This is a genomic window from Hymenobacter defluvii (assembly GCF_017589435.1).
GTDB classification, from domain to species: Bacteria; Bacteroidota; Bacteroidia; order Cytophagales; family Hymenobacteraceae; genus Hymenobacter; species Hymenobacter profundi.
The window spans coordinates 47,324-68,103 of the sequence record NZ_JAGETX010000015.1 but is presented as its reverse complement, the minus strand read 5'-3'; the positions used below and the strand labels follow the sequence as shown (position 1 = coordinate 68,103).

Genomic DNA, 20,780 nt, shown 5'->3' with positions numbered 1-20,780 from the left:
TTAGGCGCGGGCAGGCGAAGTATCGGTAAGCAAAGCCATCCAACGCACGGATGTAGTCCCACCGTATTAGGCTCGTTGGTTTTGCACTGATGTTTTACTGCCTTAGCACTTCCACACCACCAAACACGCACAGAAGCACCAACCCAGCAAATACCAAGATGCTTAATAGCCACGCTAACGACCAACAGGCCCACCAGAAGGTATTCCGCACAGTTTGCCGGATTCTCTCCAAGGCGATGATCATCCCCCATTGTGCCACGGGTAAACAACTCAGCGCTAGCAGCTCCGCAGCGGGCGCGGCGGCAGGCGTGTTGGGCCACACTTCATCCTGCAACGCTAAGTTCAAACCCGCGAATACCAGTCCTGCCAGTGCCCACCATAGCAGCGCCGGAATCAGGCGAAACGCTCGTAGCAGGAAGTACGCGGCTTCAGTTAGTAAGTAAAGCATAAGGAGTTATCCCGCCACAGCCGGCGTCCAATACCGAAACACCAAGGTCAACGACCCGAGCATGAGGCCAGCTACCAGCGCCGTGACGGGTAGCACGAGGTACACCAGGCGCCGCCAACGCACATCGGGGGTAGCGGCGTGTTCCTGCCAGTTGAGCACCACGGCCAGGGCCACTACCCCACCGCCGCAGCTCAACAGCGCAAGCAGGCTAAGGACGAGATTGAGCAACATGAGTAGCAGATTTAGATGGCAAAAAATGAATAGCCTTCCAATCAGCCCAGGAGCGGCTGGGCCAGTGGCGCTGGGCTTCCAGCGCCCGAAAGTTGTGGATGCGCAGACGCAGGCGGGCTTGCGCTTCAGCTTCAGGTAGGGCTACCCATTGGTTGTAGTCGTTTTCCTGCACCAGCTCGCGACCGGCGAGGGTAGGCGCCGTGGCGGCTAGTTCGGGCAGCACGCGGTCGGGCATATCCAGCAAGAAACCGTAGTCGACGCGGTGGAAACGGGGTTGCAGGTTGTAGCGCACCATCCAGATTTCCCAGTTGCCGGCGGCCAGCAGGATCAGCACCGCGTAGGCCGCCAGTGCGTTTAGGCGAACCAGAGAGTAGGCTGAGCGCCGCTGCCAGATTTTCAGCAGCACCGTGAGCAGGCCGAAAAAAGTCAGCAGCAGAAAGCCATATATACCGATGCGCTTGTAGGCTAAGCCCGTGTATACAATATAATAGTAGTTGCGCAGTCCCACCGACACGGCCAGCACCGCGTTTTGCACCACCCACACGGTAGCCAGCCACCGCAAGGTAGGCAGGCCCTTTGGATAGAAATTCAGGTTGCGTCGGAAAAACCACAGTACAATCCCCATCGCCACCAAAATGCTTAGAATGAGGACGTAGGTGCCTTCATGTACAAACTGCGTGAGGTCGAAGTTGGCAGAAGGCCGGAAGTCGATCCAGATCCAGCTGATGTCGATGAGGTTGACCACGAGCAGCAGCAGGTTCACCAGCACCAGTAGGCTCATGGCCATCAGGTACTCGCGGCGCAGGCCCAGGGGCGGAAAACGGTCGGCGCGGAAATCGGGGCGGCGCACGCCCAGCGAGGCTACCCGGTCGCGCTGCCGTTGCACAAACTCCCCGAAGCGCGACTCATGATCCGCGAAGTAGTGTATCGGCAGGATGAGCAGCGCACCCGCCGTGAGCACCAACCCCAGCAGAAAAAACAGCACGTGCGGCACCGATAAGCGGCTAAATAGCATATCCAGCGCTCCACCTACCAATTCCCAAAAGCGAGTGGTGAGAGCTGCATACTTCGGATTAGCCAGTACAAACAGCAAATGAAAGCCCGCCAGCGCGACCAGTGGCAACAGCAGCAACCGGCCGTAGAACCAGCCGCGCCCTACCCTACCACTCAGGTTAGCCGGCAGGCGCAGCAGTTGGAGTAGGCGTTGCGTGGCCGGCGCCAGGTTAAGCACGCCCGTGAGTACAGTATAGAGCACTAGGCGCAGGTGAGGCTGGTTGCGGTAGCCCAACCATCCGGCAAGCGATACCACCGCCGCTAACTGCGCTGCGCTGGAGGCATACACGGCTACCAAGCCGGCGCTCAGCACGGTACCCGCTAGTAGCAGCCAGCAGTAGCCTGAGCGCCACTGTGGCGCTGTGCGCGGCAGTCCGGCTACACTCACGCCCAGCACAAATAGCGTGTATACCAGCATGTTCAGCGCCATGCGCTCATGCCAGAACAATATATCAAATAGGATGGCGCCTACTGGCAAAGCCAGCTTTTGCAGAGCCGTGAGCGGAAAAGGTGGCACGGCGGGCGCGGTTGCGGAGTGGTAGGCGGCGCTGGGTGAATAAGTTGCCATATTTTATTTTTATTAAAGTACTTTGTATTTCAAAGTTTATACACAAAAAAAAGAGCCTACCTTCCTTTCAGCAGCTTTTCCAACGCATTCAGGTGGTCCTGAAAGGCTAGCTTGCCTTCGCTTGAGGCTGTATAAGTAGTATTGGGTTTCTTACCCACAAACTGCTTACTAACGGTCACGTAGCCAGCTTTTTCCAGGGCCGATACGTGGCTGGCTAGATTGCCATCGGTGAGGTCCAGGGCTTCTTTCAAGTCGTTGAAGCTCACCGAGTCGGTGGTCATGAGCACGGCCATTACGCCCAGCCTCACGCGGTTGTCGAACGCTTTATTAAGGGTATGAATGGCGTACTTCACGCGGGGCGGGAACGTTCGTAACGGTTATACATGAGCAGGCCATAGCCGATGTGGCACAGTCCGAACCCGAAGGCAAAGAACAGTAACCCCCAAACCGGAAGCAAGGTTGCGAGCAGTCCCAACCCAATTTGGGTGAGGCCCAGCCACCGGATTTCGTCTAAGGTATACTTGCTGGCGTTGAGCAGGGCTAACCCGTAGAACAGCAACATGCCCGGTATCACCAGTCCGGCGGCCCCACGCAGGTAGAGCATCAAGCAAAACAACCCACCCGCTGTCAGCGGAATGGCCAGGCTGACTGCCAGCCGTCGCCCGAGTGGCCCCCACAAGGCCATGCCGTTTTGCCGGGCGCGGCGCTGGGTGAAGAAGAAAGCCACGCCGAGTGCCAATACAATAATGACAGCCGCCAAACCCAACAGAAACGGCAGCGCTTCCAGTCGGCTGGCATAGTCGCCATTCATTAGCCGCATAAAGCCGCCTTCGCCGTACTGACTGTTGAGGTACCAGTTACCCACGCCTACCCCTGCCAACGCCACTATTCCCGCCCCTACCCCCGACAGGCCGCTAAGCGAGATGAACCGCGACGAGCGCTCCATGATAGCGCGAATTTCCGTGAGTTGGGCGAGCGGATCAGTAACTGGCTTCATAGCGTACAGAGCACTTTGTGTTGCAAAGCTGGTAAATCGTCACGCCATTTCCAAACATTGTGAAGATTTCTGCTGCCCCAGTTGTCTTACTGGTCTCTCTAGCAACGCCATCGCGGGTTAAACGCTTTGGCAAACTCTTCATGATCACTAGCTCATTTCTGAGTGGTAGCAATGCCTACAGCTGCTACCAAAATGAGACGGCCTTACGGAAATGTTATTCCCCATCCCCAGGCTTTACCATGGAAGTGCTTACAAGGTAAGTGCTGTAGCCCAGTTGACAGTTTTTACTTTTTCAAAAAATACGTTTGAAAATATCTCGTAGCCAGCGCTGGAATGCGCTTTATAAAAAAAGTTCCACTTGATAAAAATCCTGCAAAACCGTCATTTCGTATATTAAATCGAGATACAGTTTCACTTTTCCCATTTCTGTTCTAAGTTTCCAAATAATAGAATTTCAACATTTTTTTACTCCTACTGCTTCTCCCAACTTTCTTACCCTTTGTTATATGCTATTTCTTAACTCACTAACCGACTACTCTCTACGCAAGGCTCTTTCGCTGTGGCTACTCAGTAACCTTGGCGGCACCATATTGCTAACCCTCGACTTCGCGCTCGACCGTCCGGCCGATTTCTCTATTGGCTTGTTCAGCGGCTTGCTGGCGGCTTTGGTTTCGTTGGTAGTGTTGCCTTTGTGCGTGCCTCTCTTCAGCTTGCTAGGCCAGTTGCCTACCTGCTCGGCCCGGCGTACCATTGGCACAGCAGCCGTATTGGGTTGCTATGCGCTTACCAATTTCTTTGTCATGCATCATTTGCCAGTGGTTGATCTGCGCAGTCTGCTCACCATGTCGCTGCCGTATCTGGCGGCAGCGTTGGCCGCGGTTTACTTTTTGTGTGAGCCGGCTCCCCCACGTTTCCAGCACGCCGCCTAGGCATGTAAAGGTCAACGTTTCGGGCGGGGTGGCGTAGCAGTAGGCATATATACTGCTGTTATGCCTCCCGCTTATGGAAGATGATTTAGCAATTGAGGCAATTCCTCAGAAGAATAACCTGGCACAAACCAGCGCCTGGTGTCACCTATGGCACGGCACTGTGCTAGCGTTTATTTTGCCTTCAATAGCATCCCCGTACGTCAACCGCGACGCGCTGCAAAACTCAATTGCAGCATGAAGCTCCGCTTGCAGCTGTTCGAGTTTGAGGACTTGCCGTGGTTTCCGAGGGTAGTGCGGGCGGGCATGATGGACTACCTACGCTTCATGATTTCGGGGTTGAAAATCTATCAGCCCATTGTGCCCATTCTGCGTGAGGCACTGCGTCACACCAGCCAAACCGAGTTGCTGGAGCTGTGTGCCGGCGCTGGCGGCGGCACAGAAGGCGTATGGCGGGCGCTGCAAGCGCAGGACTTGCCGCAGTTGCACGTCACTCTCACCGACCTCTATCCCCAGCCTGCCGCCTGGCAGCACCTGCACGAGCGCACAAGCGGCGGACTTGCCTTTTTGCCTACGCCCGTAGATGCTACCCGCGTGCCGGCTACCCTGCCGGGATTTCGGGTAGTGTTTTCGGCCTTTCATCATTTTCCTCCCGCGGTAGCCGAGGCTATTCTGGCCGATGCCGTGCGGCAACGGGCAGGCATTGGCGTATTTGAGGGAGCCGGCAAGCACTGGCACGAAGTAGCATTGGCGGCCCTAGTAATGCCCGTGGCGCTGCTATGCATCACGCCCTTTATTCGCCCGTTTCGCTGGAGCCGGCTGCTGTTCACTTACCTCGTTCCCCTGATTCCGGTGTGCACCATCTGGGATGGCGTCGTGTCGATTCTGCGGCTTTATCCGCCCAACCAACTCCTGGCCTTGGCCCATCGTGCCGACCCTAGCGGCGCTTTTGAGTGGCGCGTGGGCAAGGCGCGCCATTGGTCGGGCTCGCAGGTGCTCTACCTCACAGGCTGGCCGAAAAGTCAATTACAGATCGAGAAGTAAAAATTAAAGGCGATTCTGTCAACTTTACGGCTGGTGCGGCCTTCCTTACCTCAACCACCGTAGAGAAAACAGAAACCCTACCCGAAGCTGCGCAACTACATGCTTGCTTCTCATTTTGCTTCTTCCTTGCTGTATAACAAGTACCGTCGGGCGTTGCCGCTGCTGCGGATTCCGTTTTCGGTGTACCTGATGCCAGTGTTCTGGTTTGGGCTAAGCGCCTTACGCGAGCCGTTCAGCCCATGGCGGGCAGCGGGCGTGTTTGTGGTGCTGCACCTGCTGGCCTACCCCGCATCCAACGGCTACAACAGCTACTACGACCGCGACGAGGGCAGCATTGGCGGCCTGCGCCAACCGCCGCCCGTATCGCGGGAACTGCTGCATTTGGTGTGGCTGTTCGATGGGCTGGCTGTGTTGGGCGGGGCGCTCCTGTCCCTACCCTTCGCGGGGCTGGTAGTCGTGTATCTGCTGGTATCGAAGGCGTATAGCTACGAGGGTATTCGTCTGAAAAAGTACCCGCTCGTGAGCACGCTGGTAGTCGTGGTGTTTCAGGGTGCCTATACCTTTCTGATGACGCAGGTGGGGGTAGGCGCTTCTCCTGCGGCTATTTTGGCCTCCAATAATCTCCTGCTGGCTTTGGTGAGCACACTGTTCTTATGCGGTTCCTACCCGCTCACGCAGGTATATCAGCACCAGGAAGATGCCCGCCGCGGCGACCGGACGCTGAGCCTGCGCCTGGGCATACGGGGTACGTTTGTGTTTGCGGGCGTGGCGCTGGGGGTAGGGGCAGCCTTGCTGGTGGCCGTATACGCACAGCGCAACGAGTGGACGCACGCGCTGCTGTTCCTGACGGCTACCCTACCCGTGGTGGGGCTGTTTGGCCGCTGGGCTTGGTTGGTGTGGCACGATGCCAGCGCCGCCAACTTCGACCATACCATGCGCATGAACCAGGTATCGTCGTTGTGCCTGAGCGCCGCGTTTGTGGTAATGTTGCTCTGGCGCTGGTGGTAACGCGCCGCCGGAAACGTCGGCCAAGCACTTGCCGTATTAGCTAACTCCTCCTGTTCTCCTCCACGGTATGCGCCCTCTTGTTGCTCTCTCTTGTCTGCTGCTCACTAGTGCATGTTATCAGCAGAATAGCCAATATTCGGGTACCTCGCCCCTGGCTGCCGATACAACGGCCGCCGACACGTCGCTGGAAGCGCCTGACACCACCCGCGCCGGCAGCGTCTCGGCCCAGTCCGACACGCTGAAGGTAGTGCAGAAACGCCACGAGTTTTCTACCCCCGGCATGCCCGATGTGTTCAGGCTGGTATTGCGCGGCAACGATGCGCTGAGTGGGCAACTCGATTTCACCATCACCGACCATACCGGGCAGATCATCTTTCACGAGGTATTGTCGGCGGCTGATCTGGAGGCGGCAATGGTGTATGATATGGCTGGCACCACGCCCCCTACCCCTGCGGCCCGCGAGGCCTACGTGCGCCGCCGCATGGATGAGTTTTTTGCCGATCAGAATTTTCATCAGCCTGCCCTACCCACTGCCACTCCTTTCCCCGCCGGCAACCCCCTCGACCGCAACACGTGGGCCGACATCCAGCGCCGCACCGATACCATCGGGTTTCAATATCTGGTAGGTAAAGAAGACCGCCGCCGCATTGCCTATTCGCCCCTCAAAAAGCAGGTGGTGCAGTTGGGCGGCTTCGGTAGTTAGAAGCGCCTATTCTCTACCCTCCGGCTTTCTCAGCTAATGCCTGCTCCAGCCCGGCCGCAAATACTGTGTAGGGTTGGTAGCCTTTGGCCAGGATATAGCCCTCGTTACCCACGCGCAGCACAGTAGTAGGTAGGCCTTCCAGGTTGAGCCGATTAACAGTAGCAAATTCCTGCTGCACTACCTGGGCTGTTTCAGGCGCGGCCCACAGGCGCTGAAAAGTAGCTGCATCAATGCCGTATGGCTCAAGCAATGGCAAGTAGGTAGAGAGTTCCTCTAGATTCTGGCCATCGCGGAACAAGGCGGTTTGTACGTCGTGGGCAAACTGGATGGTGCGCTGCTGGTCGCCATCTAGTTGGCGAAATACAGTGATGGCGCGGCTCGGTGGCTCCGAGTCAAGCCGCAGTGTGCCCTCTTCCCCTACCGTATGGTAGGCGGCGCCAAACTCCGCCCCCGTTACTTCACCAATCTGCGCGGCCGCCCCGCTCAAGAAGTCCCAACTTTCACCAATGGGCGTCACGTCGTTGCCCGTCAGCATGCCGCCGCACAGCACCGATACGTCTACACGGCCTGCAAACGCCTGCTGCGCCTGCCGAATCACGGGGCTCATGCCGTAGCACCAGCCACACAACGGATCGAAGAGGTAGAGGATTTCGGGGCGGTCGGCGGTCTGTTCCATATGGCAAAGGTAAGCAGGTAGGCTATTGGTAAAACAAAACGTCATTGCGACCCGCGGGAGCAAGCTCGCGCGGGTCGCAATGACGTTCTTACTTCTTTAAAGGAGAAGTTTACCCGTTCATCGAAATTAGGAACTCATCGTTGTCCTTGGTGCCTTTCATGCGGTCTTTCAAGAACTCCATAGCTTCGGAGGCCGTCATGTCGGACATAAACTTGCGCAGCACCCAGATGCGGTTCAGTTCTTCTTTGCTCATCAGCAAATCTTCGCGACGGGTACCAGAAGCTGGTACGTCGATGGCCGGGAAAATGCGCTTGTTGGCTAGCTTGCGGTCCAACTGCAATTCCATGTTGCCGGTGCCTTTGAATTCCTCGAAGATTACCTCATCCATCTTGGAGCCGGTTTCGATGAGGGCCGTGGCAATGATGGTGAGCGAGCCGCCGTTTTCCACGTTGCGGGCCGCACCGAAGAAGCGCTTGGGCTTGTGCAACGCGTTGGCATCCACACCACCCGAGAGGATCTTACCCGAAGCAGGCTGCACTGTGTTGTAAGCACGCGCCAGACGTGTAATTGAGTCCAGCAGAATCACCACGTCGTGGCCGCACTCTACCAAGCGCTTGGCCTTTTCCAGTGCAATGCTGGCAATTTTCACGTGGCGGTCGGCGGTTTCGTCGAAGGTCGAGCTGAGCACTTCGGCTTTCACCGAGCGGGCCATGTCCGTTACCTCTTCCGGGCGCTCATCAATCAGCAGAATAATGAGGTAGACCTCGGGGTGGTTCTCGGAAATGGAGTTTGCAATTTCCTGCAACAGCACCGTTTTACCGGTTTTGGGCTGAGCCACAATCAACCCACGCTGGCCTTTGCCAATGGGGGCAAACAGATCCAGAATACGCGTGCTATACTGGCCAGGCTTGGTGGTCAGCTTGAGGCGTTCCTCTGCAAACAGCGGTGTGAGGTTGGTGAAGGGTATCCGGTCACGGGCTTCTTCCAATGAGCGGCCGTTCACGTTTTCCACATTTACCAGGGCAAAGTATTTCTCACCTTCGCGGGGCGGACGAATGGTGCATTTCACCGTGTCGCCGGCTTTCAGGGCAAACTGCTTTACCTGTTGGGGCGCCACGTAAATATCATCAGGCGAGGCCAGGTAATTGTAGAATGGCGAGCGGAGGAAGCCATAGCCACCGTCGGGCATCATTTCCAGCGTGCCTTCGCTCTGAATGGTGATATCCAGATCGTTGCGGGCGGGCGCTGACTGCTGCTGGCGTGGGTTCTGCTGCTGCTCCTCGCGGCGCTGCTGGCGCTGTTGCTCGCGGGCAGCAAACCGCTCCTCGCGGCGCTGGTCACGGTCGGCGCGGCTTTGGTCGCGGTCGGGGCGCGGCTCGCGGTTGTCGCGGCCGTTTTGGTTTTGGTCACGGTTTTGGTCACGCTCGGGACGTGGCTCCCGGCCGTCGGGGCGCGGGGCGTCGTTGCGCTGGGGCCGGTCGTTGGTACGATACTCGCGGGGCGCATCATTGCGCTGGCCTTCCCGGTTTTCCCGACCATCGCGGCCGTTCTGGTTCTGGTCACGGTCGCGCTCAGGGCGCGGCTCCCGGCCCTCCCGCACAAAAGCCGTAGGCTGGTCGCGGAGAACGGGTGCGGGGGCAGCGGCTGTTTCGGCGGCGGCCGGCTCGTCGGCCACTGCTACGTCGCTGGCAGCAACAGCCGTTTCCGGCGTGTTTTCCCGGCTGCTCTGCCCATTGCGGGGGCGGCGTTCAGGGCGCTGATAGAGCTTAATGGGGCGGTCGTTGCCGGCAGGGGTTTCTACGGAGGGCGCAGGAGTAGCTTCCGATTCCGGCGCAGGGGCAGATGCCGCAACCTCCAGTGTGGGTGCTGGAGCAGCTTCTGGTTCCGGCGCAGGGGCCGCAGCTACGTCTGCGGGAGCGGGTGCTTCCGCTTCAGCCACCTCCGCTTCCGGAGCGCTGGCCGCCGGAGCCGCTGCCTTGGCACCACCACGACGCGGCGCGGCAGCCCGAGTAGCACGGCCATTAGCACGAGGCGCAGCCGGTGCCTCAGTTACTTCTGCGGGGACAGGAGTTGTGTTTTTTTGAGGTAGCTGATCGGCGGGCAGAATGGCCTGCTGATCGAGAATCTTGTAAATCAGATCCTGTTTGCTGAGTCTACGGAAGTTACCAACCTTAAGCTCTTCTGCAATTTCCTTTAACTCGGACAGCAGACGGTTCTTCAACTCGTCAATAGTGTACATAATAGGTAGTAGGGGCGAAAAGGCGGGCTCGGGACCGAACACGCGGCCGCGTAGGCTTACGTTGGGCAACGAAGGCAACCGCCGGGCGGCGCGAAACGCGAAATCAGACTAAGAAAGAATGGAGGTACTGGGGAGGCGCTGGAAAATCGGCATGGGCCTCACAACAGTACAAATTACCTGTAGGCCCGGCAACAGCGGCCGGCTTGTTTAACGCAATGTTAGGGTAATACGCGCACTTTGCCAAATGAGATACATGGATTTTTGAAAAATCCAGACCACCCGGACTAGTATGGGTACTGGCAGTCTAACGCTGGGCACGTAGCTTCCGTTCCGGCTGCGTACTTTTGCGTTCTCCCATTTCGCGATATCTCCGTCTTATGTTGCAAGTTTCCGTCCTGCGCGAGCACACCGCCGAGGCGCTGGCCGCTCTCGCCAAAAAGCACTACAAAACTGCCGAAGCCGACGTGCAGGCCGTTCTTGACCTCGACCAGCGCCGCCGCCAGCTCCAAACCGAGCACGACTCAGCTCAGGCCGAAGCCAACGAGCTGGCCCGCCAGATTGGTGGCCTGATGAAGGCTGGCAACAAGGCCGAAGCCGAGGAGCTGAAAGTCCGCACCGCTACCCTCAAGCAGCAAACCAAACAGCACGCCGACGAGCTGGCCCAGGTGGAGCAGGGTTTGCAACAAGTGCTCTGGAAGCTGCCTAACCTGCCCCACAGCAGCGTGCCCGAGGGCCGCACAGCCCAGGACAACGAAGTGGTGCGCGAGGTAGGCGACAAACCCGAGCTACCCGCCGATGCCCTACCCCATTGGGAGCTGATCAAGAAGTATGACATCATCGACTTCGAGCTAGGGGTGAAAATCACTGGCGCGGGCTTTCCGGTGTATAAAAACCAGGGTGCGCGGTTGCAGCGCGCACTCATCAACTTCTTTCTCGACGAAGCCCGCGCCGCTGGCTACACCGAGATGCAGCCCCCGATTCTGGTGAACGAGGCCTCGGGCTATGGCACCGGCCAGCTGCCCGACAAAGAGGGCCAGATGTACCACGATGCACAGGATAATCTCTACCTTATTCCGACTTCGGAGGTGCCCATCACCAACCTCTACCGCGACGAGATTATTCCGACGGAAAAGCTACCTATCCGCAACACCGCCTACACGCCCTGTTTCCGCCGCGAAGCTGGCAGCTGGGGCGCCGATGTGCGCGGCCTGAACCGTCTGCACCAGTTCGACAAGGTGGAAATCGTGCAGATTACGCAGCCTGAAGAAAGCTATGCTATTCTGGAGCAAATGGTGGCGCATATCGAAAGCCTGCTGCAAAAGCTGCAACTGCCCTACCGTGTGCTGCGCCTCTGCGGCGGCGACATGGGATTTACCTCAGCTCTCACCTACGACCTAGAGGTGTGGAGCGCCGCCCAGCAGCGGTGGTTGGAGGTTAGCTCGGCTTCCAATTTCGAAACCTACCAGGCCAACCGTCTTAAGCTGCGCTACCGCGCCGAAGGTGGCAAAACGCAACTGCTGCACACGCTCAACGGCTCTGCGCTGGCCCTACCCCGCATCGTAGCGGCTCTGCTGGAAAACAATCAAACAGCAGATGGCATTGCGTTGCCGGAGGTATTGCATTCGTACTGCGGATTCAGCAAGATTGGGTAATTCCAGCTTTTCTTGCTGACTATCCTGATTTATCCGTGCTACCAAGCTCATCTTGTTTGCGCAAAGAGGCCCGCTTCGAGCGGGCCTCTTCTTTTTCATACCCACGAATGCGCTGATTGCATCAATTTATAATAACGAAAAGCTGTACCTACCGCCCATCCCGAGCGGGCGGCAAATCCAGATCGAAGCGAATGTCGCGCATGCATTTGAAATGTCCTTGCGGGCACTGCCCGAAACCGATTTTGGAACACGGCCGACACGCCAGCCCTTCCACCTCCAGCACCCGAAACTCCGTGCGGTAGGGGTACATCCCAAAAGCCGGCACCGTATTGCCCCACACGCTGAAAATCTCTTTTTTGAAAGCCGCCGCAATGTGCATCAGCCCCGTATCGTGGCTGACGACGAGCTGCGCCTGCCGCACCAGCGAGGCCGACTGATGCAGGTTGAACTTGCCGCAGGCGTTGTAGATGAGGGTCTTAGGATCTTGGGACCTTGGGGTCTCAGGAAAATAGTATGGGCTATCGGGAATTTGGGCGGTAGGCGGTACTGCTGTGGCCGCTTCCTTCTCAAAAGCCAGCTCCACCACGTGGCCGGTGCTTTCGTCCTCGGGGCCGCCAAGTAGCACCACGGGCCGCCCTAGTTGCCCGCACAACTCAATGATGCGCTCTACGGGTAGGCGCTTGGTGGCGTGCTGTGCCCCAATAGCGAAGGCCACGTAGCCGCGCTGGAAATGAGCCGGTAGCGTCGTGGCTAGGTCTACCTCATCTTTTTCGGGGATGAAGTAATCGAGGCCCTTGCCGTCGTTGCGCACGCCCAGGGGCGCGGCTGCGGCCAGGTAGCGGTCCACAATGTGCAGGTGGGGTAGGCGGTTTATTTTGAACCGCACCAATAGCCACTTCTGAAAATTCAGCTTATCGAAACTGCTGCTGGGCACGTTGAGTTGCAGTTTCAACAACCTAGTACGCAGGTTATTGTGCAGATCAACGATGTAGTCGAATCGTTCGGCGCGTAGCTCTGCTGCCAACTCGCGTAGGGAGCCCGTGAGGTAGTGGCCCTTCTTGATGTAAGGGTTTGACTCGACCAAGCCGCGGTAGGCGGGCTTGGTGCAGAAATGCACCTCCGCACCGGGCACCTGCTGCCGGATGGCGCGCACCACGGGGGTAGTCAGCACAATGTCGCCGATGGAGGAAAAGCGCAGAACCAGAATTTTCATGCGGTAGGGACGCGCTACACGCGCCCGTCGTTGAACGGCGGTGTGGGCAACGTTATCAAACTAGAAAAACAACCTCAGCAACGATAGGTGCGGGCCACGCGCCCCTACTCAAACAACGACTTTTTATGTTCCAGGGGCGGTTTGATGTTAGCTTTTCGCTCGGCGAAATACGCCGCTACCTCTTCCACCGATAACGCATTAAAGGTCATGTCAGGCGTCAGCATGCCTTTGCGCCCCATCAGCACGCCGTAGCGCATGTCGGCGTAGCCGTCAGTGTGGTGGGCGTCGGGGTTGATGCTGAGGCGCACGCCCTGGTCGAGGGCGTAGCGCACCCAGCGCCAGTCTAGGTCGAGGCGCCAGGGGTTGGCGTTGATTTCGATGATGACGCCATGCTTGGCACAGGCATCAATAATGGCTTTGAAATCGAGCGGGTAGCCTTCACGACGCAGCAGCAAGCGGCCGGTGGGGTGGCCCAGCATAGTGCAGTAAGGATTTTCGATGGCGCGCAGCATTCGCTCGGTGGCCTTGCGCTCGTCCATGCGCAGGTTGCTGTGTACGGAAGCCACCACGAAATCGAAGGAGCTAAGCACGTCGGGCGTGTAGTCCAGCGCTCCATCACTCAAGATATCGCACTCAATCCCTTTGAAAATGCGGAACGGTTCCAGCTCCTGGTTTAGCTGGTCGATTTCCTGTTGCTGCTGGCGCACGCGCTCCGGTGAGAGGCCATTGGCGTAGTGCGCCGCCTGCGAGTGGTCGCAAATGCCGAGGTACTGGTACTGGTGGTCGCGCAGCCACTCGGCCATTTGGCGCAGGGTGTGGGCACCGTCGGAGTAGTTGCTGTGATTGTGTAGGGAGCCGCGCAGGTCGGTGTCTTCCAGCAGGCGCGGTATTTTCTGCTCTTTGGCTAGAGTTAGTTCCCCCCTACCCTCACGCAATTCGGGCACCACGTATTGCAGGCCGGCTTTCTCGTAGATGGCTTCCTCTTGATAAAATCGCTCTTTCTTGACCACTTGGCGCAATGTGGCCGGCTGACCGGGCATGGCGCCGGGTAGGGCCTCGGTGAGGTGTTCTTCGTTGCCAGTAAGCAGGAACAGCTGGTTGGTGAAGTTTTCCTTGGTCACGAAATGCACCTCCACTTTCACACCCGATTCGGTGGTGGTGCCGCGCCAGCAATATACCCCGCACTGGGTAGGCTCGGCGGCCAGGCCTTCTAGCGCATCCAGGGCATCGTGGCCGCGGTCGGGAGTAGAGGTAGCGGCTACCAGCACAATAGTTTCGATGGTTTCGAGGCAACGGCGCAGCTCCCCGGCCACGGCCACCTGCTCGGTGCGTAGCGCCTCGCGGAGGCGGGCTTGCAGGTCGGCGGCCAGGGCTTCGGCCTGCGGAAACAGCAGCTTACCTTTGCTTTGGCTGGTAAATTCGAGGGCGGCTAAAATCAGGTCCTGGGTCTTTTTGCCGAAACCTTTCAGTTTGCTGATTTGGTCCTGCTCGGCAGCTTCGCGCAGTTGCTCGGGGCTTTCAATACCAGCCTCGCGCCACAACTGACGGATTTTCTTGGGGCCGATGCCTTTGATGTTCAGCAGTTCCACTACGCCGGGTGGCGTAATGGCTAGCAAGCGCGTCAGCTCATCGAACGAGCCCGTATCAAGTAGCTCGGCCACGCGGGCGGCGGCGCTTTTGCTCAGGCCGGTGCGGTCGGGCAGACCGGTGCGGTCCACGTCGGCCACCTGAAAGTTGAGCTGATCAAGGGCATTGGCGGTGCCTTCGTAGGCGCGGATTTTAAACGGATTCTCGTCGTGCAGCTCCAGCAGCTGGGCCGCCAGTTTGAAAGCCCGAATCAGGTCACGATTGGTCACGGGGTAGGGAACTTAGGAGTTTGGGTCGCGCCGGATGCCGGGTGCCAGGCAGAACGCAGCTCGGTAAAGATACGGGCAAACTGGTAGCTTAAGCCCGGTTTTGCTCCAGCGGACCCCAGCGCGGTAGTTACCGTATACAACACTACGTAGGTTTCGAGCCGGGCGCTGCGTTTTTTGTTGCCCGTGCCGTTTTCATCTCCTTGCTCTGAGTATTATGCGTCTTTTTACTTTCCTTGCCTTCCTAAGCATCTTGTTTTTGGCCGCTACCTGCACGCAGTCCAGTATCAACCTGCGCAAACTGGAAGGCACTTGGTTGCACGCCCACGAGGAAGACCAGGAGGGCGTCTTGGTCTACCGGCCCAACACCTATGCGTTTCCGCCCTCACGGGGCCGCACTGGCTTTGCCTTCGACCGCGCCGGCTTGTTCACGCAATACGACATTGCCCCCACCGATGGCTTGGAAGGCCACGAAGGCACTTGGAAAATGGACGGCGACAACACCGTTCTTATTTCCCTGGAAGACAAACAGGAGCCAGATTACCGCCTGGAAATCGTCTCCCTGGAAAATAATGTGTTAAAAGTACGACGGCTAGAAAAGTAGCGTGCAACGTTTGGGGCAGCAAGGAGGCTCTTGGTTGAAATTATTACTCCTTCTCTTACATGCGTCTGCTAACACTATTTTTTGCAGTATTTCTGTTTTTACAGTTGGCTTCTTGCGAGTCGGACGCTGATGTTGCGCCGACGCAGACCCAGCTAGTTGACCGAATCTGGCTGAGGTCGCACGAAGAAGAAGCGGCGAACAGCGCTATTCAGGTTTATCGGCCTAAAGGTTACTCGTTTCCGCCCTCGTGGCCGCGCTCAGGTTATCTTTTCCATACGGATGGGCGTTTAGTTCACTACAGCCCGGCTCCTAATGATGGAGGTTCTATCCCGGAAGAAGTAGGAATATGGACCTGGGAGAGCTCGAACATCCTTCACGGCCATCTTTCCGCGCAGTATGGCTCCGACTACAAGTTGAAAGTTGTTGAGCTAACGCCAGAAGTCTTAAAAGTAGAGCAAGTGCAATAGCCACGTGCAACGTTTGGGGCAAGATATGGCTCCTTTTTACGTTACGTCACTGCTTGTCTAGATTCACTACTGTATATGCGCTTTTTAGTACTTCTCGGCTGCTTTTTGCTCGCCAACTTATTGTTTAGTGCTTGCTCCGCGGATGATGAGACCGTGTCGCCGGAGGCAGTGAATTCGTACTTGTTTGGTCAACTATGGTTGAATTCCTACGAGGCCAAGTCGGATGAAACGCCTACCTACCGCCCGGATAACTACACGTGGGTTGAGCAACCAGTGCGTTACAATATGCCATTTGAAGGCGGCGACGGCTTCCGCTTTGAGAAAGATGGCACCCTGCTCTACATCGCGCCCGGTATTGGTCCTGGCCCTACTCAACACCAGGGCGTTTGGTCGCAGAATGATGATAAAACGATTTTCTACGTGCATCTCAACGACAACTCCAGGCCCGATTTTCAGGTGCAGATTGTGTCGGCCAGCGGTGATTTGCTGCGCGCCCGCTACCTAAGATAGCAACTGCTACCCTACTGAAGCGGCCTACCTGGCATAATCCGGGTAGGCCGCTTTGTTATAAGTTTGTAGTTCTCATTTTCCGTTTGCTTTCTATGAACTACTGGCTCGTTAAATCCGAACCCGAAAAATACTCCTGGCAGGATTTTCTGCAAGAAGGCCGCACCGACTGGACGGGCGTGCGCAACTACCAGGCCCGCAACTTTTTGCAGCAGATGCAGCCCCAAGATCTGGTGCTGTTCTACCACAGTGTATCCGACAAAGAAGTGGTAGGTGTAGCCGAGGTAGTAGCCCCCGCCGCCCCCGACACTACTGCCGAAACGGGCAGCCCGTGGGTAGCCGTAGCCCTAGCCCCGCGCGAGGCCCTACCTCAACCCGTGTCGCTGGCCCAAATCAAGGCCGATGAGCGCCTAACTCAAATAGCCTTGTTGCGTCAGTCGCGGCTGTCGGTGATGCCGTTACGGCCCGAGGAGTTTGACACCTTATTAGAGCTAGGCGCAAGGTAAGAGACCTACCTCTCTAGGCTCTTCCAGCTGTTATCTAAGCCGGCTTTACTTCACGTACGGCCGGCTTTTTTGTGGAAAACGGTGTCTATTAGCATCAGGTAGTAATAAACCAACCCGTGGGCGCTGGCTTTTCTGGTTGATTTATCGTAATTCTACCACTACGCCCTTTCTACACCTATCGATGAAGCTATTTTTACTACCCTTGCTCTGGCTGTGTATAGGCTCGGCGCTGGCCGCCGAGGAGCCCACGCAGCCCGCCCGTCTGGAGCTACCCCTGGATGCCTACAACAGCGAAGTCAGCATTCAGCCCCTACCCGCCGATAGTAGTGTGGTGTTGCTAGTGGAGCAGCTGAAGCCCGGCGCTTTCACTACTACGCTCAGCTTTCAGAAATATGACTACCAGTTGCGGCCCGTGTGGTCGTCGCCGTTGGAGGTGCCCAAGGGCTTTTCCTTTGATCGGCTCACCTCCGATGGCATGATGGTCTACGCGCTGTTCCGGCCCGATTTGCTAGGCAAGCAGCTGTGGATAGCCGAGCTGGATGCTCAGACGGGCGTATTGTACGCGCACATGTTTGAGGCGGAAGACGTGCGCAGTATCTACGATTTTCGGGTGTTGCGCGGGCAGGCGTTCCTGACGGTGATGGTTGAAAATCATCTGACAGCGTTGCTGCTGAACTTGCGCCGCAACCGCATCAGCGCGCTTCCCGCCATCTACGAGCAGCTGCCTACCAACTTCACCTTTGCCGTCGACCCATTAGCGCAGCGCGTCGATTTCATCAGCAGCCAGACCAACGGTTATAAAACACGCCTGCAAGTGAAAGAGCTGTCGGCGGAAGGCCAGCTGCTACGCTCAGAGTTTGTGCAGGCCGAAAGCGACCGGAACCTGCTTATGGCTCAACTCAGCCCTGGCCTCCGCGACCGGCTGCTGCTGGGCACCTACAGCCTGCGCGACACGCGCTACGCCCAGGGCCTGTTTGTGGCTGATCTGAACGAGGCGCCTACCCTCACGGGCAGCCGCCGCAGCCTGCGCTTCTACGATTTCCTGAACCTGAAGCACTTCTTCGATTTTGTGTCGCCCAAGCGAGCAGTGCGGCTGAAAGTACGTGGCGAGCAAATGCGCGCCACCAACCGCAACCTCCGCCTGCACTACCGTTTGCTCACGCACGAACTATTGCCCACCTCCTATGGGTATGTGCTGGTAGGCGAGGTATACAATCAGCGCTTTCGCAACACGGTGCCCTACCAGCCCAACTCAGGTGTTCCGCTGGGCGCTTACGGCAACAACACCGAGGGCTATTATACTACCCACGCCATCGTCTGCGGCTTCGACCATGAGGGCAATCTGTTGTGGGACAATACGTTTGTCTTGAAAGATGCTCGCAGCTATGATTTGGTGGAGATGGTGCAGCTGCGTCCCCTACCCGATGGCCGGCGGTTTGTATTGGCCTACCTCGATGAGTATCGCATTCGCTACAAGCTGATCGACGGTGCCAATGCCTCTTCCAACGACCTGATGGTGCCCGTGCAAACCACCCTCAGCGACAACAAGGAAAAGGCCAACAACGCCACCCAACAAGGTATGCTGGCCTGGTACGGCAGTCGCTTTCTGGCCTTTGGCTACCAGCACATTAGAGCCACCAATGGTACCAACCGCGACGTGTATTTCCTGAATGCCGTGGCGTTCGACAAAATGACTGCGAAGTAAGTTGCCCAAAGCATAGCAGCGGAATTTGGCGCAATTTAGGCGCATGAAACGTTATGCTTTTTCCTTAATAGCCGCGCTGGCGCTGCTGCTAAGTGGCTGCCGGGCCAGTGGCCCCGGCACGCCGGCCCGTACCGTGGCCGAGTTTTTTCGCAAGTACGATGGCCGCCCCGGCTTCCGCACCACCGAGTGGTCGGCGGGGCTGACTACGCGGCTACTGCTAGGCCGCCTGGGCAAGCTAGGCGGCGACAACGACCTAGCGCAGGCGCTAACGGCTATCCGAAGCTGTAAGGTGTTGGCCTTTACACCTACTTCATCGGGGGCGCTGAAGCTTACCAACGAAGGGCTGAGCCAGGAAGTAGACGGTTTACTAAAAAACGAGCGGTACACCCCCTTGGCCGTATCGGCCCCTGATAACGATACGGCATTGCGCTACGCCGTTCGGCAGCAGGGCGACCAAGTGCAGGAGATGGTAGCCACCGGCCACCTCAACAGCGCCCCCGACTCGTTTGTGCTGCTCGATGTAAGCGGCAACTTTACGCGGGCACAGGCCGAGCGACTGGCTGAGTTCCTACCCAATGTGGTACGCGAAACCGCGCCGTAATCTGATAATTCAATCAACACAAAAAAGGGGCGAACCAATGGTTCGCCCCTTTTGCTTTAGCGCAGTGCAGGATTAGGGTTGCGGCTGGCTAGGGATGTAGAATTCGAACTTGAACTCGGCGCGGCGGTTTTTCGCCATGTTAGCACGCGAGGTGTTCGGAACAACTGGCTTGCTTTCGCCGAAACCTTCCGTTGGGATACGGTTCGTGTCGATGCCTTTGCCAGTGAAGTACGTCTTAGCCGACTCAGCGCGACGCTCCGACAGGCCTTGGTTGTACTCATCGGTACCGCGGCTGTCAGCGTAGCCCGAGATGCGGAGGCTATACTCGGGGTGGTCGTTCAGTACTTGTACCATCTTATCGAGGGTAGTGTACGAGCTGCGCTGGATTACTGTGCTGTTGGTTTCGAAGCGGATGGGTTGCTCCAGCTTGCGGATTTCAGCGGGGATAGGCAGCGGGCAACCAGTCGAGTCAACCGTTACGCCAGCTGGAGTACCGGGGCACTTATCCACGTCGTCATTCACGCCGTCACCGTCAGAGTCTACTACTACTGGGCAGCCGGTTGCGTCAACCTGGGTACCAGCAGGGGTGTTGGGGCACTTGTCGTCTTTGTCAGCTACGCCGTCGCCGTCAGAGTCAGGGCACCCGCGCAGTGCGGGCAGACCAGCCTGGTCGGGGCATTCGTCTTCTGAGTCACGTACACCGTCTCCGTCACGGTCGGGGCAGCCTTCCAGCGAAGCCAAGCCTTTCTCGGTGGGGCACTTATCCTGGTAATCTGGAACACCGTCGCCGTCGCCATCAAGTGGGCAGCCGTTTTCGTCTACTGCTACACCAGCAGGAGTACCGGGGCACTTGTCTTTGCGGTCTGGAACACCGTCCATGTCCTCATCCTTTGGCTTGCCAAACGCGATGTTCAGGCCAGCCGAGTGCTGCAAGAAACGGTCATCCCAGCCATCGTTGTCGCCGCCCGGGCTACCGTCGAGGTTGGCTTTGTAGCCTACTACCTGCGAGGTCTGCACGAAGATGCCGATGTTGTCGCTGATGCGGAAGTTAATACCTAAACCTGCCTGACCAGCAAATTTGGTCTCGTCAGCATTGATGTTGCTGTTCACATTGTTGAGGCGGTACTGGCCTTCGCGGCTGTAGTAGAGGATACCAGGTGCCAACAGGATGTAGGGCTGGATAAAGGCATCCTCTTTCAGCGCCCAGCCGTTGTTCAGCATTAGCTTGATCGGTACATTGGCGCTTACGATGTTCGTAGCAAAGTTGCTACCGTTGGTGCCTATCGACTTCTTCAGCTCAGCATAGCTGCCTTGCAGACCGATGCTCAAGCCGGGAGCGATGTACTGGTTGATAGAGATACCAGGGCCCCACTTGGAGCGGCTGAAGTCCCAATAATCAGAACCCAGGTTGCCTTTATACTGGAAGGCATTGGCTGAGAGGCCAATCACCGTCTTGTGGTCAGAGGTCTGTGCCTGGGCTTTGGGGGCGGCTGCGAACATGGCTAGTCCGAGTGCCGCCGTTGTGGTTAAAAGGTGTCTCATAGAAGAGAAAAAATTGGGTAAAACTTGTAATAGATCCGCTCAATATGGGAGAGAGTATGAGGCGGAATATGCTGCCTATACCGTTCTAGGGAGAATAAAGTTGTAGTAAGTGCGTATTCGGTCACGTATACCCTATACTGATTTACTACCCTATAAAGCCCATTTTCAAGCAAATCGACCGCATTTTAGGCCTTATTTCCCAGCATAAAAAAATATATTTTATTCATTGAATATAAC

At 57.3% G+C, this 20,780-nt stretch carries 21 protein-coding genes; 11 read left to right on the top strand and 10 right to left on the bottom strand.

Annotated elements, in window-relative coordinates:
* Nucleotides 1–94: 94 nt before the first annotated feature.
* From J4D97_RS18610 to J4D97_RS18590, 5 genes are read right to left on the bottom strand one after another with little or no spacing between them, the layout of a single operon-like run.
* Nucleotides 95–448: a hypothetical protein gene (locus tag J4D97_RS18610; RefSeq protein ID WP_208308888.1), complete on the bottom strand. Its 354-nt coding sequence runs from the start codon at nucleotides 446–448 to the stop codon at nucleotides 95–97.
* Nucleotides 449–454: 6 nt separating this feature from the next.
* Nucleotides 455–679, bottom strand: a complete 225-nt coding sequence (locus J4D97_RS18605) for a hypothetical protein (RefSeq protein WP_208308887.1) — start codon at nucleotides 677–679, stop codon at nucleotides 455–457.
* On the bottom strand, nucleotides 657–2,300 hold the full coding sequence (locus J4D97_RS18600; protein WP_208308886.1) for a DUF4153 domain-containing protein: 1,644 nt from the start codon (nucleotides 2,298–2,300) through the stop codon (nucleotides 657–659). The genes J4D97_RS18605 and J4D97_RS18600 overlap by 23 nt, the downstream gene beginning before the upstream one ends.
* A 56-nt stretch (nucleotides 2,301–2,356) precedes the next feature.
* Nucleotides 2,357–2,653, bottom strand: a complete 297-nt coding sequence (locus J4D97_RS18595) for a winged helix-turn-helix domain-containing protein (protein ID WP_208308885.1) — start codon at nucleotides 2,651–2,653, stop codon at nucleotides 2,357–2,359.
* A complete protein-coding gene (locus tag J4D97_RS18590; protein ID WP_208308884.1) occupies nucleotides 2,650–3,297 on the bottom strand; it encodes a hypothetical protein in 648 nt (215 codons plus the stop codon). Before J4D97_RS18590 ends, J4D97_RS18595 begins: the two co-directional genes overlap by 4 nt.
* A 506-nt stretch (nucleotides 3,298–3,803) precedes the next feature.
* On the opposite strand from J4D97_RS18590, the gene J4D97_RS18585 reads away from it, so the two are divergent.
* From J4D97_RS18585 to J4D97_RS18570, 4 genes are all read left to right on the top strand, one after another.
* The gene (locus tag J4D97_RS18585) at nucleotides 3,804–4,226 is read left to right on the top strand and encodes a hypothetical protein (RefSeq protein WP_208308883.1); all 423 of its coding nucleotides are present in this window, start codon (nucleotides 3,804–3,806) and stop codon (nucleotides 4,224–4,226) included.
* Between the two features lie 234 nt (nucleotides 4,227–4,460).
* The gene (locus tag J4D97_RS18580; protein ID WP_208308882.1) at nucleotides 4,461–5,267 is read left to right on the top strand and encodes a class I SAM-dependent methyltransferase; all 807 of its coding nucleotides are present in this window, start codon (nucleotides 4,461–4,463) and stop codon (nucleotides 5,265–5,267) included.
* A 99-nt stretch (nucleotides 5,268–5,366) separates the two neighbouring features.
* A complete protein-coding gene (locus tag J4D97_RS18575) occupies nucleotides 5,367–6,275 on the top strand; it encodes a UbiA family prenyltransferase (protein WP_208308881.1) in 909 nt (302 codons plus the stop codon).
* 67 nt (nucleotides 6,276–6,342) lie between these two features.
* Nucleotides 6,343–6,978, top strand: coding sequence for a hypothetical protein (locus tag J4D97_RS18570; RefSeq protein WP_208308880.1), 636 nt, complete (start codon nucleotides 6,343–6,345; stop codon nucleotides 6,976–6,978).
* 13 nt (nucleotides 6,979–6,991) lie between these two features.
* On the opposite strand, the gene J4D97_RS18565 is transcribed toward J4D97_RS18570, so the two are convergent.
* Nucleotides 6,992–7,654, bottom strand: coding sequence for a DsbA family protein (locus J4D97_RS18565; protein WP_208308879.1), 663 nt, complete (start codon nucleotides 7,652–7,654; stop codon nucleotides 6,992–6,994).
* A gap of 109 nt (nucleotides 7,655–7,763) precedes the next feature.
* Nucleotides 7,764–9,893: a transcription termination factor Rho gene (gene rho / locus J4D97_RS18560; protein ID WP_208308878.1), complete on the bottom strand. Its 2,130-nt coding sequence runs from the start codon at nucleotides 9,891–9,893 to the stop codon at nucleotides 7,764–7,766.
* 377 nt (nucleotides 9,894–10,270) lie between these two features.
* Between rho and serS the strand changes: the two genes are divergently transcribed.
* The gene (gene serS, locus J4D97_RS18555) at nucleotides 10,271–11,545 is read left to right on the top strand and encodes a serine--tRNA ligase (RefSeq protein WP_208308877.1); all 1,275 of its coding nucleotides are present in this window, start codon (nucleotides 10,271–10,273) and stop codon (nucleotides 11,543–11,545) included.
* Between the two features lie 148 nt (nucleotides 11,546–11,693).
* Here the strand turns inward: serS and J4D97_RS18550 are convergent, their stop codons facing one another.
* On the bottom strand, nucleotides 11,694–12,758 hold the full coding sequence (locus tag J4D97_RS18550; RefSeq protein ID WP_208308876.1) for a glycosyltransferase family 9 protein: 1,065 nt from the start codon (nucleotides 12,756–12,758) through the stop codon (nucleotides 11,694–11,696).
* Between the two features lie 104 nt (nucleotides 12,759–12,862).
* Nucleotides 12,863–14,614: a DNA polymerase/3'-5' exonuclease PolX gene (gene polX / locus J4D97_RS18545; RefSeq protein WP_208308875.1), complete on the bottom strand. Its 1,752-nt coding sequence runs from the start codon at nucleotides 14,612–14,614 to the stop codon at nucleotides 12,863–12,865.
* A 214-nt stretch (nucleotides 14,615–14,828) separates the two neighbouring features.
* On the opposite strand from polX, the gene J4D97_RS18540 reads away from it, so the two are divergent.
* The 6 genes from J4D97_RS18540 (at nucleotide 14,829) to J4D97_RS18515 (ending at nucleotide 19,001) form a co-directional block, all read left to right on the top strand.
* Nucleotides 14,829–15,215, top strand: a complete 387-nt coding sequence (locus tag J4D97_RS18540; protein WP_185281142.1) for a hypothetical protein — start codon at nucleotides 14,829–14,831, stop codon at nucleotides 15,213–15,215.
* Nucleotides 15,216–15,274: 59 nt separating this feature from the next.
* The gene (locus tag J4D97_RS18535) at nucleotides 15,275–15,682 is read left to right on the top strand and encodes a hypothetical protein (RefSeq protein ID WP_208308874.1); all 408 of its coding nucleotides are present in this window, start codon (nucleotides 15,275–15,277) and stop codon (nucleotides 15,680–15,682) included.
* 75 nt (nucleotides 15,683–15,757) lie between these two features.
* Nucleotides 15,758–16,192 (top strand): hypothetical protein, encoded by a 435-nt coding sequence (locus tag J4D97_RS18530; protein ID WP_208308873.1) that lies wholly within the window; start codon nucleotides 15,758–15,760, stop codon nucleotides 16,190–16,192.
* A gap of 92 nt (nucleotides 16,193–16,284) precedes the next feature.
* Entirely contained in the window at nucleotides 16,285–16,695 is a 411-nt protein-coding gene (locus J4D97_RS18525; RefSeq protein ID WP_208308872.1) for an EVE domain-containing protein, read from the top strand.
* Nucleotides 16,696–16,876: 181 nt separating this feature from the next.
* Nucleotides 16,877–18,400 carry a hypothetical protein gene (locus tag J4D97_RS18520; protein ID WP_208308871.1) on the top strand — a complete coding sequence of 508 codons (1,524 nt, stop codon included), beginning with the start codon at nucleotides 16,877–16,879 and terminating at the stop codon, nucleotides 18,398–18,400.
* A 43-nt stretch (nucleotides 18,401–18,443) separates the two neighbouring features.
* Nucleotides 18,444–19,001 carry a DUF4252 domain-containing protein gene (locus tag J4D97_RS18515; protein ID WP_208308870.1) on the top strand — a complete coding sequence of 186 codons (558 nt, stop codon included), beginning with the start codon at nucleotides 18,444–18,446 and terminating at the stop codon, nucleotides 18,999–19,001.
* Between the two features lie 72 nt (nucleotides 19,002–19,073).
* Here the strand turns inward: J4D97_RS18515 and J4D97_RS18510 are convergent, their stop codons facing one another.
* On the bottom strand, nucleotides 19,074–20,543 hold the full coding sequence (locus J4D97_RS18510; protein ID WP_208308869.1) for an OmpA family protein: 1,470 nt from the start codon (nucleotides 20,541–20,543) through the stop codon (nucleotides 19,074–19,076).
* Nucleotides 20,544–20,780: the final 237 nt, after the last annotated feature.

Bases quoted from the DNA above. Each gene is read 5' to 3' on its own strand.
- J4D97_RS18610 (WP_208308888.1), bottom strand. From the start codon at position 448: ATGCTTTACTTACTAACTGAAGCCGCGTACTTCCTGCTACGAGCGTTT.
- J4D97_RS18605 (WP_208308887.1), bottom strand. From the start codon at position 679: ATGTTGCTCAATCTCGTCCTTAGCCTGCTTGCGCTGTTGAGCTGCGGC.
- J4D97_RS18600 (WP_208308886.1), bottom strand. From the start codon at position 2,300: ATGGCAACTTATTCACCCAGCGCCGCCTACCACTCCGCAACCGCGCCC.
- J4D97_RS18590 (WP_208308884.1), bottom strand. From the start codon at position 3,297: ATGAAGCCAGTTACTGATCCGCTCGCCCAACTCACGGAAATTCGCGCT.
- J4D97_RS18585 (WP_208308883.1), top strand. From the start codon at position 3,804: ATGCTATTTCTTAACTCACTAACCGACTACTCTCTACGCAAGGCTCTT.
- J4D97_RS18580 (WP_208308882.1), top strand. From the start codon at position 4,461: ATGAAGCTCCGCTTGCAGCTGTTCGAGTTTGAGGACTTGCCGTGGTTT.
- J4D97_RS18575 (WP_208308881.1), top strand. From the start codon at position 5,367: ATGCTTGCTTCTCATTTTGCTTCTTCCTTGCTGTATAACAAGTACCGT.
- J4D97_RS18570 (WP_208308880.1), top strand. From the start codon at position 6,343: ATGCGCCCTCTTGTTGCTCTCTCTTGTCTGCTGCTCACTAGTGCATGT.
- J4D97_RS18565 (WP_208308879.1), bottom strand. From the start codon at position 7,654: ATGGAACAGACCGCCGACCGCCCCGAAATCCTCTACCTCTTCGATCCG.
- rho (WP_208308878.1), bottom strand. From the start codon at position 9,893: ATGTACACTATTGACGAGTTGAAGAACCGTCTGCTGTCCGAGTTAAAG.
- serS (WP_208308877.1), top strand. From the start codon at position 10,271: ATGTTGCAAGTTTCCGTCCTGCGCGAGCACACCGCCGAGGCGCTGGCC.
- J4D97_RS18550 (WP_208308876.1), bottom strand. From the start codon at position 12,758: ATGAAAATTCTGGTTCTGCGCTTTTCCTCCATCGGCGACATTGTGCTG.
- J4D97_RS18540 (WP_185281142.1), top strand. From the start codon at position 14,829: ATGCGTCTTTTTACTTTCCTTGCCTTCCTAAGCATCTTGTTTTTGGCC.
- J4D97_RS18535 (WP_208308874.1), top strand. From the start codon at position 15,275: ATGCGTCTGCTAACACTATTTTTTGCAGTATTTCTGTTTTTACAGTTG.
- J4D97_RS18530 (WP_208308873.1), top strand. From the start codon at position 15,758: ATGCGCTTTTTAGTACTTCTCGGCTGCTTTTTGCTCGCCAACTTATTG.
- J4D97_RS18525 (WP_208308872.1), top strand. From the start codon at position 16,285: ATGAACTACTGGCTCGTTAAATCCGAACCCGAAAAATACTCCTGGCAG.
- J4D97_RS18520 (WP_208308871.1), top strand. From the start codon at position 16,877: ATGAAGCTATTTTTACTACCCTTGCTCTGGCTGTGTATAGGCTCGGCG.
- J4D97_RS18515 (WP_208308870.1), top strand. From the start codon at position 18,444: ATGAAACGTTATGCTTTTTCCTTAATAGCCGCGCTGGCGCTGCTGCTA.
- J4D97_RS18510 (WP_208308869.1), bottom strand. From the start codon at position 20,543: ATGAGACACCTTTTAACCACAACGGCGGCACTCGGACTAGCCATGTTC.